11 protein-coding genes are annotated in these 12,745 nt (G+C 51.4%); 10 read left to right on the top strand and 1 reads right to left on the bottom strand.

Going from position 1 to position 12,745, the window contains the following annotated elements:
• The first annotated feature begins 96 nt into the window (after positions 1-96).
• Positions 97-1,320, top strand: coding sequence for an argininosuccinate synthase (locus tag INP77_RS00965; protein WP_194746850.1), 1,224 nt, complete (start codon positions 97-99; stop codon positions 1,318-1,320).
• Between the two features lie 5 nt (positions 1,321-1,325).
• Positions 1,326-2,906: a citramalate synthase gene (gene cimA / locus INP77_RS00960; protein ID WP_194746849.1), complete on the top strand. Its 1,581-nt coding sequence runs from the start codon at positions 1,326-1,328 to the stop codon at positions 2,904-2,906.
• Between the two features lie 22 nt (positions 2,907-2,928).
• Here the strand turns inward: cimA and INP77_RS00955 are convergent, their stop codons facing one another.
• Positions 2,929-3,717, bottom strand: a complete 789-nt coding sequence (locus INP77_RS00955) for a helix-turn-helix transcriptional regulator (protein WP_194746848.1) — start codon at positions 3,715-3,717, stop codon at positions 2,929-2,931.
• A 150-nt stretch (positions 3,718-3,867) separates the two neighbouring features.
• Between INP77_RS00955 and leuC the strand changes: the two genes are divergently transcribed.
• From leuC to INP77_RS00915, 8 genes are all read left to right on the top strand, one after another.
• Positions 3,868-5,274: a 3-isopropylmalate dehydratase large subunit gene (leuC, locus tag INP77_RS00950; RefSeq protein ID WP_194746847.1), complete on the top strand. Its 1,407-nt coding sequence runs from the start codon at positions 3,868-3,870 to the stop codon at positions 5,272-5,274.
• Between the two features lie 12 nt (positions 5,275-5,286).
• Positions 5,287-5,925 carry a 3-isopropylmalate dehydratase small subunit gene (gene leuD / locus INP77_RS00945; protein ID WP_194746846.1) on the top strand — a complete coding sequence of 213 codons (639 nt, stop codon included), beginning with the start codon at positions 5,287-5,289 and terminating at the stop codon, positions 5,923-5,925.
• Positions 5,926-6,102: 177 nt separating this feature from the next.
• Positions 6,103-7,167, top strand: coding sequence for a 3-isopropylmalate dehydrogenase (gene leuB / locus INP77_RS00940; RefSeq protein ID WP_228518697.1), 1,065 nt, complete (start codon positions 6,103-6,105; stop codon positions 7,165-7,167).
• A 107-nt stretch (positions 7,168-7,274) separates the two neighbouring features.
• On the top strand, positions 7,275-7,586 hold the full coding sequence (locus INP77_RS00935) for a pyrimidine/purine nucleoside phosphorylase (protein ID WP_194746844.1): 312 nt from the start codon (positions 7,275-7,277) through the stop codon (positions 7,584-7,586).
• A 103-nt stretch (positions 7,587-7,689) separates the two neighbouring features.
• Positions 7,690-8,184, top strand: coding sequence for a YajQ family cyclic di-GMP-binding protein (locus tag INP77_RS00930; protein WP_194746843.1), 495 nt, complete (start codon positions 7,690-7,692; stop codon positions 8,182-8,184).
• Between the two features lie 34 nt (positions 8,185-8,218).
• Positions 8,219-8,341 carry an entericidin A/B family lipoprotein gene (locus tag INP77_RS00925; protein WP_343223934.1) on the top strand — a complete coding sequence of 41 codons (123 nt, stop codon included), beginning with the start codon at positions 8,219-8,221 and terminating at the stop codon, positions 8,339-8,341.
• Between the two features lie 63 nt (positions 8,342-8,404).
• Positions 8,405-9,517, top strand: a complete 1,113-nt coding sequence (asd, locus tag INP77_RS00920) for an aspartate-semialdehyde dehydrogenase (protein WP_194746841.1) — start codon at positions 8,405-8,407, stop codon at positions 9,515-9,517.
• Positions 9,518-9,726: 209 nt separating this feature from the next.
• Positions 9,727-12,699: a FimV/HubP family polar landmark protein gene (locus tag INP77_RS00915; RefSeq protein ID WP_194746840.1), complete on the top strand. Its 2,973-nt coding sequence runs from the start codon at positions 9,727-9,729 to the stop codon at positions 12,697-12,699.
• Positions 12,700-12,745: the final 46 nt, after the last annotated feature.

Genomic DNA, 12,745 nt, shown 5'->3' with positions numbered 1-12,745 from the left:
GAACAAAGAGGTCACAGAGAAAAAGTGCTTTTACAGATTTTCTCTTTATCTCGTTAGCTGTGAGGTAAAAATATTTTTTATGGAAATACAACTTCAATGAGCGATATTAAAAAAGCCGTATTGGCCTATTCTGGCGGCCTGGACACTTCCGTGATTCTGAAATGGTTGCAGGACACTTATCAATGTGAGGTGGTCACCTTTACTGCTGACCTTGGTCAGGGTGAAGAGCTGGAGCCCGCGCGCGAAAAAGCCAAAAAATTTGGTGTAAACGAAATCTATATTGATGACCTGCGTGAAGAGTTTGTGCGTGATTTTGTGTTCCCGATGTTCCGTGCCAACACCGTTTACGAAGGTGAATATTTGCTTGGGACCTCGATTGCGCGTCCGCTCATTGCCAAACGCCTGATTGAAATTGCCAACGAAACCAAAGCGGATGCTATTTCGCATGGTGCCACCGGCAAGGGTAACGACCAGGTGCGTTTTGAGCTGGGTGCCTATGCCTTGAATCCCAACATCAAAATTATCGCCCCATGGCGTGAATGGGATCTGCTGTCCCGTGAAAAACTGCTGACCTATGCCGAAAAACATGGCATCCCGGTTGAGATGAAGCACAAGCAAGGCGGCAGCCCTTATTCAATGGATGCTAACCTGTTGCATATTTCCTACGAAGGCCGTCACCTGGAAGACCCGGCAGCGGAAGCCGAGGAAGACATGTGGCGCTGGACCGTATCCCCTGAAAAAGCGCCAGACGCACCCGAATATCTGGACCTTGAGTTCAAACAGGGTGACATTGTTGCGCTTAATGGCAAATCCATGAAAGCACACGAGATTCTGGCTGAGCTGAACCGCTTGGGTGGCAAACATGGTGTGGGTCGTCTTGACCTGGTGGAAAACCGCTATGTAGGTATGAAGTCCCGTGGTTGCTACGAAACTCCAGGCGGTACCATTATTCTGAAAGCGCACCGTGCGATTGAAAGTATTACGCTGGACCGCGAAGTGGCGCACTTGAAGGATGATTTGATGCCACGTTACGCCAGCCTGATCTATAACGGCTACTGGTGGAGCCCAGAGCGAGTTGCCTTGCAAACTTTGATCGACCATACCCAGGCGACGGTGAATGGCTGGGTGCGCGTGAAGTTGTACAAAGGCAACGTGATTGTGGTTGGCCGTGACAGCAAAACTGATTCGTTGTTTGACTCGACCATTGCGACGTTTGAGGATGACAAAGGCGCTTATGACCAGAAAGATGCCGGCGGATTTATCAAGTTGAATGCTTTGCGCATGCGTATTGCAGCCAACTTGCACAGCCGTAAAAAATAATTCTTATGGCTCATCGACGCGTCATTGCCTACGACTCTACCTTGCGCGATGGCGCGCAAGCGCAGGGAGTGTCTTTTTCGGTTGAGGATAAACTCAAGGTGGTTCAGCGTCTGGACCAGTTGGGCATCGGCTACATTGAGGCCGGTAATCCTGGCTCTAACCCGAAAGACCTCGAGTTTTTTGCCCGCGTCGGCGAGCTCCATCTGCAGCATGCCAAAATTATTGCGTTTGGCAGTACACGCCGCATTGGCATTACCGCAGCAGAAGACAAAAATTTGCAGTCACTGTTATCAGCCAACACAACGGCGGTGGCCATTTTTGGCAAGAGTTGGGATTACCAGGTCACTGACATTCTGCGTACGACGCTAGACGAAAACCTGGCCATGATTGCCGATACCATTGCCTACCTCAAGGCGCAAGGCAAAGAGGTGGTGTTTGACGCCGAGCATTTTTACGATGGCTATCAAGCCAATGCTGACTATGCCATGCAGACATTGCAAGCCGCGGTAGACGCTGGGGCGGATGTGTTGGCCTTATGTGATACCAATGGCGGCACTTTCCCGAACGAGGTATTCAGCATCACGCAAACAGTGGTGAACCGTTTCCCTGCAGTGCAGATTGGCATTCATTGCCATAACGACTGTGAAATGGCGGTCGCCAACTCGGTGGCTGCTGTGCAGGCTGGCGCCATGCAGGTGCAAGGCACCATCAACGGTATCGGTGAGCGCTGTGGTAACGCCAACCTGGTGTCGATTATCCCTAATGTGCAGCTAAAACTGGGTTTGGCCTGTATTTCAGAGTCGCAATTATCCGGGTTGACGGCCGCCGCACGCTTTGTCAGTGAAGTCGCCAATGTTGCGTTTAACGACAAGGCGCCTTATGTCGGGCAGGATGCCTTTGCACACAAGGGCGGCATGCATATTGATGCAGTGAATAAGAATCCGAAATCTTATGAGCACATCAACCCTGGCATGGTTGGCAATGAGAGACATATTCTGGTCTCTGAAGTCGCGGGGCGCGGGGCGATTTTGCGCAAGTTGCAACAAATTGATCCTAGCCTGACCAAAGAGTCTCAAGCGGCAGTGAATATCCTGGAGCAACTGAAAGCACTGGAGCATGAAGGGTATCAGTTTGAAAATGCCGAGAGCTCGTTTGACTTGCTGATGCAGAAATTACTGGGCAAGTTCAAGCCGTTTTTCAGCCTCAAGCAATACCATGTCAATATTTATGAACCGTCAGCGGATGGGTTGAATTCCTCGGTGACGATACACGTCAGCGTGAATGGCCAGGAAACCAGCGCAACCGCTCAGGGTGATGGTCCCGTGAATGCCCTGGACAAGGCCATGCGCAAGGCGCTGCAGCCGTTTTATCCGGCCATCGATGAAATCAAGCTGGTGGATTACAAAGTGCGGGTGCTGGACTCCAATCTGGCCACGGCAGCGAAGGTGCGTGTGTTGATAGAGTCTACCGATCAGCAAAGCAACTGGACGACCATCGGTGTTTCTTCTGACATCATTCAGGCATCCTGGCTGGCCTTGAAGGATGCGATTGAATATAAGTTGTCGCAATCGCGGACAAGCCCATAAGCGCAGCAAACCCGAACGCTGATTAGTCAGCAGGTTGCAGCAACACCAGTTTAAGGTGTTCCTGTTCTACCGGACGTAGCGTCACCTGCTGATATTGAATCAAGCCTTGCGTCGGATGTTGAAAGGCGCGCTGTCCGCCTTGTCTTTCCAGCACATCATGCTGTTTCCAGAACGCTGCAAACTCTGCACTGGCATTACTCAGTTCGTCGATGAGTTTCTTGATTTCAGGCTCTTCCAGCCGTGTGCGGCTGTCCGCTCTGAATTCTGCCACCAGTCTACGCGCGCGCATGTCCCAGTTCACTACAAACTGTTTTGCCGCCGGATGTGCAAACACAAAGCGTAGCAGGTTGGGGTGTTCACCAGCAGGCCACTCAATATCCAGCAGTCCGCTAAACAAATCACTTGCTGCGGTATTCCAGGCCAACATGTCCCAGGTGCGGCCCATGATGTACGCCGGAATCTGGATGTGTTTCAGCATGGTCACCAGGGTTTCCGGCGCCGTATCAACTTGGTTCTGGTGTGCATGCGGGTCACGGCGGTCAGCCATGTCAAACAGATAGCTACGTTCAGACTTGCTCAGTTTGAGTGCATTGGCCAGGCGGTCCAGGGCTTCGGCCGACACATTGACTTCGCGCGCTTGCTCTATCCAGGTGTACCAGGTAGCGCTGATCCCTGCCAATTGAGCCACTTCTTCGCGTCGTAGCCCTTGGGTGCGACGGCGAACGCCTGACGGAAAACCAAAGGCTTCCGGGCTGCCACGCTGGCGCATGGCTTGTAAAAATTCTGCGAGTTCCTGGCGTCTTGAATCCATCTTTTCCTGTTGAGCATCAATTGCTTGCGTGTGCAGCGGCTGTTTAAAGTGGTAGTTTCAATACTAGTATAAATCATATTCTTGTAAGGGTATTGAAACTTAGGTATTCTGCGCAGGTTATTTATTTTGTGTGGTTTGAAAGGAACTGTCATGGCAGGTAAAACGCTGTACGACAAATTATGGGATTCGCATGTGGTGCGTGAAGAAGCAGACGGCACCTGTCTGATTTACATTGACCGCCATCTGGTGCATGAAGTGACCAGCCCACAGGCTTTTGAAGGCTTGCGTTTGGCCGGGCGTAAACCATGGCGTAATTCCAGCATTGTGGCTAACCCTGACCACAATACACCGACCAAAGACTGGGACAAAGGCATTGAAGATCCAGTGTCCCGTTTGCAGGTGGAAACGCTGGATAACAACATCAAAGAGTTTGGTGCCTTGGTGTATTTTCCTTTTAAAAACAAAGACCAAGGCATTATTCATGTGATTGGGCCTGAAAATGGTACGACCTTGCCTGGCATGACCGTGGTCTGTGGCGATAGCCATACCTCAACTCATGGTGCCTTTGGCGCGTTGGCGCACGGCATCGGTACCTCAGAGGTTGAGCATGTCTTGGCTACACAAACCCTGGTCGCGAAAAAATCCAAGCGCATGCTGGTGAAGGTTGATGGCCAATTGGGCAAAGGCGTGACGGCCAAAGACGTGGCGCTGGCGATTATCGGCAAAATCGGTACCGCTGGCGGTACGGGTTACGCGATTGAGTTTGGCGGCGAAGTGATCCGTGGCTTGTCCATGGAAGGCCGCATGACACTGTGTAACATGGCGATTGAAGCCGGTGCACGTGCGGGCCTGGTGGCCCCGGATGAGAAAACATCGGCTTACCTTGAAGGTCGCCTGCATGCGCCTAAGGGCGAGCATTGGGCGCAAGCTGTGGCTTACTGGAGCACCCTCAAGTCGGACACCGATGCCGAGTTTGATACCGTGGTCACATTGAACGGTGCAGAGATTGCTCCACAAGTGACTTGGGGGACCTCGCCGGAGCAAGTGCTGCCCATCGGCTCCACTGTGCCGGATCCTGCCCAGGAAGCCGATGCAACCAAACGCACCAGTATTGAAAATGCGCTTAAATACATGGGCTTGACTGCCAATACCCCGATTGAGCAAATTCAGCTCGATAAAATCTTTATTGGTTCCTGCACCAACTCGCGTATTGAGGACTTGCGTGCCGCTGCCAGCGTCGCCAAAGGTAAAAAAGTGGCCAGCAATATCAAACTGGCGATGGTGGTGCCGGGCTCTGGCCAGGTGAAGCGCCAGGCCGAAGCTGAAGGCTTGGACAAGATTTTTATTGAGGCTGGTTTTGAGTGGCGTGAGCCTGGCTGCTCCATGTGTCTGGCCATGAACTCAGACCGCTTGAGCCCTGGTGAGCGTTGCGCTTCAACCTCTAACCGTAACTTTGAAGGCCGTCAGGGTCCGGGCGGACGTACGCATTTGGTCAGCCCTGAAATGGCGGCAGCTGCTGCGATTGCCGGTCATTTTGTTGACGTGCGTAGCGCCTAAGAGGAGAACATTATGAAAGCATTTACTACCTTGAATGGGCTGGTTTGTCCGCTGGATCGAGCCAACGTGGACACTGACGCGATTATTCCCAAGCAGTTCTTAAAATCAATCAAACGGTCTGGATTTGGCCCGTATTTGTTTGACGAGTGGCGCTATACCAACTATGGCGAGCCTGGTATGGATTGCAGTACCCGTCCATTAAACCCAGATTTTGTCTTGAACCAGCCGCGTTACCAAGGTGCACAAGTCCTGCTCGCGCGTGACAACTTTGGCTGCGGTTCTTCACGTGAGCATGCGCCATGGGCGATTGAAGACCAAGGCTTCCGCGTCATTATTGCGCCCAGCTTTGCCGATATTTTCTTTAATAACTGCTATAAAAACGGTATTTTGCCCATCGTGGCTGCTGCCGAGCAGGTAGATCAGTTGTTCAAAGAATGCTTTGCCAATGAAGGGTATACGCTGAATGTCGATCTGGTAGCGCAAACAGTGACCACGCCTTCTGGCCAGTCATTCAGCTTTGAGATTACACCGACACGCAAGCACAATTTGCTCAATGGCCTGGATGAGATAGGCCTGACCTTGCAGCATGCAGATGAAATCAAAACGTTTGAAGAAAAACATAAGGCTGCACAACCCTGGTTGTTCGCATAAAAACGTGATTCGCCTGCGACACAATGAATTGGCGTTGTTGCGCGGTGCTCGAAATCCTTATGTACTCAGTGTACATTCCGGTTTCTGTGCTCCGTGCGTGTAGCCACTCCATCGCTCGCGACGGTTTTTCATCGTTTTTATTGAGATTGTATATATAGTTAGGAAAAAATAATGGCATTGAATATTGCAGTGTTGCCAGGCGATGGCATCGGCCCGGAAATTATTAAACAAGCCTTGCGCGTACTGGATGTGTTGCACAAAGAAGGTCTGGAAATGACCTTCACCGAGGCACCGTTGGGTGGTCAGGCGTATGACCAGTTTGGTCATCCCTATCCAGAGTTTACGCAAAAAGTTTGCCGTGAAGCGGATGCTGTTTTGTTGGGCGCGGTAGGCGGCCCACAGTATGACACCCTGGACCGTCCATTGCGTCCAGAGCGCGGTTTGCTGGCGATTCGTAAAGACTTGGGTCTGTTTGCCAACTTGCGCCCAGCGGTGCTGTTCCCAGAGTTGGCCAACGCTTCTACGCTGAAACCTGAAGTGGTGGCTGGTCTAGATATCATGATTGTGCGTGAACTGACCGGTGACGTCTATTTTGGTCAGCCACGCGGCATGCGCACCAACGAGCAGGGCGTGCGCGAAGGTTTTAATACCATGATTTACAGTGAGCCAGAAATCCGCCGTATTGCGCACGTCGCTTTCCAGATTGCGATGAAGCGCCAGAAAAAACTGTGTTCAGTAGACAAGGCTAATGTGCTGGAAACCACCGAGTTCTGGAAAGAAATCGTGATCGATGTAGCGAAAGAATACCCGGAAGTCGAGTTGAGCCATATGTATGTGGACAATGCCGCCATGCAGCTGATTCGCAACCCTAAACAGTTTGACGTGATGGTGACCGGTAACATTTTTGGTGACATCCTGTCTGATGAAGCCTCCATGCTTACTGGTTCAATTGGTATGCTGGCTTCTGCATCCTTGAACGAGAGCAAAAAAGGCCTGTATGAGCCATCACACGGTTCTGCACCGGATATCGCCGGCAAGAACCTGGCTAACCCGATTGCCACCATTTTGTCTGCGGCCATGATGTTGCGCTACAGCTTTGATAATGAAGCTGCCGCCACCCGGATTGAAAATGCTGTGAAAAAGGTCCTGGCAGCGGGCTACCGTACCGGCGACATCTATGAAGAAGGCACCAAGCGCGTGTCATGCTCGGAGATGGGCGACCAAATCGTAGCGGCCATGTAAGACGGGTTGCGCGGGCGGATGTAATTTCATCACGCTCGCGCAGATTTAGCTGTGATATAGTCCTTTGCTTGTTTTGCAGCGTATTGAAATTAAACAGGAATTTAAAAATGGCGCAATTTGATAATGTCAGTGTAAAAAAGAAAGCTAATGTCTATTTTGATGGCAAATGTGTGAGTCACACCGTGCTGTTCCCGAATGGCACGCGGTGTACCGTAGGCGTAATTTTCCCGAGTACATTGACCTTTAATACAGGCTCCCCGGAGTTGATGGAAATCAACGATGGGGTTTGCAAGGTACGCCTGAAAGGCGAGGAAAACTGGACCACCTACAAGGGCGGTGAGAAATTCACGGTACCGGGTAATTCCAGTTTTGAGATTGAAACGGTAGAGACCGTAGACTACGTCTGCCATTTCGAATAATTGTGATTGCTCGGCATGACTGCGTTGGTCGCGCTGGTCGTACTCAATGTACTGCCTGCGCGCTTCCGCCTTGTCCTGCCATCGCTTGTGAGGTTTTAAAAAAATGCCTAGCTTTGATATTACATCCGAAGTCGATATGGTTAATTTGAAGAATTCGATTGATGCTGCCAGCAAGCAGATTACCAATCGCTATGACTTTAAAGGCACTTCGGCCAACATCGAGTTTAACGAGAAAGACAAAGTGATCACTTTGTTTGGGGATAATGATTTTCAGCTGGATCAGGTGAAAGATATTTTGCTGCCAGCCATGGAAAAAAAAGAGCCAGAGTCTTCCAAGCGGCTGGAGCACAAGGATGTGCAAAAGGTGTCTGGTAACAAGGTCAAGCAGGAGTTGATTGTGCGTGATGGCATTGATAGCGACCTGGCCAAAAAAATCACCAAGCTGATTAAAGACAGTGGCATGAAAGTCCAGGCCACCATTCAGGGCGACACCGTGCGCGTGAATGGGGCGAAGCGAGACGTCCTGCAAGAGGCGATTGCATTTGTGAAAAAGAGTATTACTGATTTTCCGTTGAAATTTGGTAACTTTAGAGACTGATGACGGTCGGCATCAGTCATTTGAGGAGAGGATGATGTTTAAAACGTTAATTTTGTGTGTAATCACTGCATTGACCTTGGCGGCCTGTAATACCATTGACGGCATGGGCAAGGATCTGGAAAAGGCTGGCGAAGCCGTGCAAAAGTCAACCAAATAAGGGTTGAATCAAAATTATCTGCGTTTATCCGCACGGCTGTGCGGTTAACAATAAAGGTTGAATATGTTGAAGGTAGGGTTTGTAGGCTGGCGTGGCATGGTGGGTTCTGTGCTGATGCAACGCATGCGTCAGGAAAATGATTTTGCGGATATCGAACCGCAGTTTTTCACCACCTCGCAAGCAGGCGGTGCAGCACCCAATGTGGGTAAAGCATCTCCCGTGCTTAAAGATGCGAAAAATATAGACGCATTGAAGCAGATGGAGGTGATTGTCACCTGCCAGGGCGGCGATTACACCAGTGAAGTGTTCCCGCAATTGCGCGCTGCGGGCTGGAACGGTCACTGGATTGATGCTGCCTCGACCTTGCGTATGGAAGACGATGCCGTGATTATTCTTGATCCAGTCAATATGCATGTCATTAAAGATGCGCTCGCGAATGGCGGAAACAACTGGATAGGCGGCAATTGCACGGTTTCGTTGATGCTGATGGCGCTTAACGGCTTGTTCAAGGCCGATTTGGTTGAGTGGGCAACGTCCATGACCTACCAGGCCGCGTCTGGTGCCGGTGCACAAAATATGCGTGAGTTGATTACGCAAATGGGCGTGGTCAATGCCTCTGTGGCTGACTTGCTGGCCGATCCGGCTTCTGCGATTCTGGATATCGACAAACAGGTGGCCGATACCATCCGCAGTGAGGCGCTACCGCAATCCAACTTTGGCGTGCCGCTTGCCGGTAGCCTGATTCCCTGGATAGACAAGGATTTGGGCAATGGTCAAAGCAAAGAAGAGTGGAAGGGGGGCGTTGAGACCAACAAGATTCTGGGGCGCTCGGCAAATCCGATTGTGATTGATGGTTTGTGTGTGCGTATTGGCGCCATGCGTTGCCATTCACAGGCTTTGACGCTCAAACTGCGCAAAGATGTGCCGCTCGATGAGATCAACCAGATGCTGGCGGAAGCCAACCCCTGGGCAAAGGTGATTCCCAACGAACGCGAAGTGAGTATGCGTGAGTTAACGCCAGCGGCGATTACCGGCACGTTGACCACGCCGGTGGGGCGTTTGCGCAAACTGGCAATGGGTGGCGAATATCTGTCCGCGTTTACAGTCGGCGACCAGTTATTGTGGGGGGCAGCCGAGCCATTGCGACGCATGTTAAGAATTTTGGTAGAAGCTTAAGTAGTTTGTGAAGTAGCAGCCCGTAAAGCTATGATTTATCAATGAAATCATAGTCTTTTCGGGCTTTTGCTTTTTTGGGGCTAGTGTTTAATGGATGCGAGACACTAAAAACAGTGTATTTATTGCCTGCAAGCCGTCTGCACGCGCTTGCGTGGCTGTCTGAATGATGCTATTTTGACAAAAGCCATGAATGAAAAAAGGGTGAATCGGTGCGTAAAATTCAATTAAAAAAAATAGCCTTTGCCTTGAGTCTGGGTGCTGCCATGTCAGCGCATGCTGCCGGATTGGGTACCATCACGTCCAGCTCAAAACTGGGGGAACCACTCAATGCTGAAATCGAGCTGTTGGCCGTCACGCCTGCAGAGTTGAGCAGCATTCAAGCTACGCTTGCTAGTGAGCAGGTGTATCAGGATCAAATGCTGGAAAAGCCTGCGGCTTATCCATTCATCAAAATTGAGGTTGGCAATAATACAAAAGGCCTGCCTATCCTCAAGTTGAGCAGTACACAACCGATTACAGAAGCCTTCCTGGACATGCTGATCCAGGTAGACTGGCCGACCGGTCGCCTGGTAAAAGAGTACACCTTACTGTTAGATCCGCCCGGTTTTAACTCTAATTATGCTGCCGAAGCTGCGGCGACGCCCACGGTGAAACAGTCAGAAGCCCAACCTGCGCCAGCCGTGGCCGCTGAGAGCAGTCCTGCAGAAACCAGGAGTGCGAAGGCTCCGACTGCAGCCAAACCAGCGGTCAAAAAAGTCGAGCCTAAATCACCGGCTCAAGACAATGCCTCTGAGGCGCAAGCGTTGACGACAGAGCGTGGTGATACGCTATATGCCATCGCGCGCCAGATGAAACCAGACAATGTCAGCATGGATCAAATGCTGGCTGCGCTTTATCAATCCAATCAGGACGCTTTTGACGGTAAAAACATGAACCGTCTCAAGGTAGGTAAAATCATTCGCCTGCCTGACCAGGCAAGCCTGGAGCGTCTGAGTCGCAAGCAAGCGCAGCAAGTGGTGGCTGAGCATACGGCAAACTGGCTAGCTTATAAAAATACGCTGGGCAAAGTGGTTAAGGAAAGTGCGCCTGCCCAGACCGGTGGCAACACTCAACAATCTGCAGGCAAGATTGGCAGTGCGGGTGACAAACCATTGCCACAGTCCAAGCCAGCCAAGGATGTGTTAAAGCTTTCGGCAGGTGACGAGAAATCGACTTCGTTGACTGACAAGGCCAACAGTAAGGCCTCCGCGACTGCTGCACAAGAGGACGCGACCGCCAAAGCGAATGCGATTAAAGAAGAGCAGGCACGTGCTGCAGCGCTCGAGAAGCAAGTGGCCGACATGAAAAAGCTCGTGGAAATGAAAAGCAATGCCATGGCACAGGCTGAAAAAAATGCTGCGCAGGCAGCGTCTGCATCCAAAGCTGAACAGAATAAAACAGCTACCGATCCTGTTAAGCCTGAACCAGCCAAGTCAGAATCTACAACCTCTGCCCCGGCGAAAGCGGATGCAGATAAGGCCACTGGCGAAAAAACAGAGCCGGCTAAAACCGAGTCAGCCAGCACTGCTGCAGAAAACAAGCCTGCGGCACCATCGGTTGAGCCTGCGCCTGAAGTTACGGCCACCCAACCCTCATTTATGCACGTGTTGCTTGAGCGTCTGAAGTCAATCAACCCGGTCTTGCCATTTGCCTTGATTGGATTGCCTATCTTGCTTTGCATTTGGGCTGTGATCCGTATTCGTCGTAAAAAGCAGATTGATAACTTTGAAGACGTGATTGTGACCTCGCCAGCCACTGAAATGCAAAACAATACAGTGTTCGGGGATACGCAAGCGGCTGCTTCGGGCGACACTTCATTTCTGACCGACTTCTCGCAGAGTGGGGTAGGCGGCATGATTGACTCTCATGATGTTGATCCGATTGCCGAAGCTGAGGTGTATATGGCCTATGGCCGCGATGCGCAGGCCGAAGAAATCCTCAAAGATGCCATTCAAAAAGATCCTGACCGCCATGAGCTCAAACTTAAACTGCTGGAAATTTATCAGGCAAGCGCGAATAAAGGCGCATTTGAGTCGCTGGCCAGTGATCTTTATGCCAAGCTGGGGCCGGCTGACAGTACCTGGGCAAAAGTGACGGCCATGGGACAGAAGCTGGACCCTGAAAACAGCCTGTATCAGGTCAGTGCAGAGCCTGTTAGCGCACCGGAGGATACCAATGCCAATGCTGCCAGTACAACTGAACCCTCTGCTCCCGCCCAAAATGAAGAAGGCTACCATTTCAATTTTGAGGCTCCCGCTTTAGAGTTTGAGTCTGCAAATGCAGCGGTGTCGGCCTCAAGCGAGCCTGTTGAGACGTCTCAGAATAACGAGGTCGCCGAAACTGAGAAAAATGAGGCTGAGGCTGCCATTGGTATGAGCGAACAAGCAGAGGACGAGCCATTGGTTTTTGAGTCAACTGGGTTGACTGAAACTGATGTTGCCAAAGAAACGCTTGCAGAGCCTGGCGCAACAGCACTAACGCTCGAGGATGAGCCGTTGTCATTCACCGCGCCCGAGCGTGCTGCAGCTGAACCGGAAGCGTCAGCTCTCAACAGCACTGCGATTGAAGATGTGGCAGATTCTGTAAATGAGGCAGCCGCTACGGACCCTGCGCTGCAGGTCGCCAGTGCCGAGGCTGAGTTGACCCCAAAATCACTGGATTTGCCATCACTCAATCTGGATGATGCTGAACAGGCTGCGGCGCCATTTGCCGCGCCTGCTAATTCAGTCAGTGGCGAGCCTGCATTGTCCAATGAAGACGCTGTATTCGAGTCCCTGCCGGAGCTCTCTCTGGAATTGGGTGGGCCTAACGATGCAGCCGGAAATGATCCTGAGGACTTGTCTCTGGATGATCTGGATATGGAAGCTCCGGTGGCCTCATTGAATGAGCCCGTTACGCCAGAGGCTGCTGCTCCTGAAGCTGAGTTTCCTGAGATTTCCCTGGATGTGAGCGAGGCAGCGCCTGCGCCAGCCGAAGATCCGGTCGATGAGCCTGAAGAGGTCAACACCAAGCTGGATTTGATTCAAGCCTATATTGATATGGAAGATGTCATTGGTGCCAGGGAGTTGATCGAAGAGGTGATGGCAGAAGGTGGTGAGCGTCAGCGGCAACGCGCCAGCGAGTTACTCGAGAAAATTGCATAATCAAAGGCCGGGTTTCCGGCCTTGTTTTTTGTATGCCTTGATTAGG

This window comes from Methylophilus sp. 13, from assembly GCF_015354335.1.
Classification (GTDB): Bacteria; Pseudomonadota; Gammaproteobacteria; order Burkholderiales; family Methylophilaceae; genus Methylophilus; species Methylophilus glucosoxydans.
Note: the sequence above shows the minus strand (reverse complement) of the source record. Positions and strands in the feature narration are given on the sequence as shown.

Bases quoted from the DNA above. Each gene is read 5' to 3' on its own strand.
- INP77_RS00965 (WP_194746850.1), top strand. From the start codon at position 97: ATGAGCGATATTAAAAAAGCCGTATTGGCCTATTCTGGCGGCCTGGAC.
- cimA (WP_194746849.1), top strand. From the start codon at position 1,326: ATGGCTCATCGACGCGTCATTGCCTACGACTCTACCTTGCGCGATGGC.
- INP77_RS00955 (WP_194746848.1), bottom strand. From the start codon at position 3,717: ATGGATTCAAGACGCCAGGAACTCGCAGAATTTTTACAAGCCATGCGC.
- leuC (WP_194746847.1), top strand. From the start codon at position 3,868: ATGGCAGGTAAAACGCTGTACGACAAATTATGGGATTCGCATGTGGTG.
- leuD (WP_194746846.1), top strand. From the start codon at position 5,287: ATGAAAGCATTTACTACCTTGAATGGGCTGGTTTGTCCGCTGGATCGA.
- INP77_RS00935 (WP_194746844.1), top strand. From the start codon at position 7,275: ATGGCGCAATTTGATAATGTCAGTGTAAAAAAGAAAGCTAATGTCTAT.
- INP77_RS00930 (WP_194746843.1), top strand. From the start codon at position 7,690: ATGCCTAGCTTTGATATTACATCCGAAGTCGATATGGTTAATTTGAAG.
- INP77_RS00925 (WP_343223934.1), top strand. From the start codon at position 8,219: ATGTTTAAAACGTTAATTTTGTGTGTAATCACTGCATTGACCTTGGCG.
- asd (WP_194746841.1), top strand. From the start codon at position 8,405: ATGTTGAAGGTAGGGTTTGTAGGCTGGCGTGGCATGGTGGGTTCTGTG.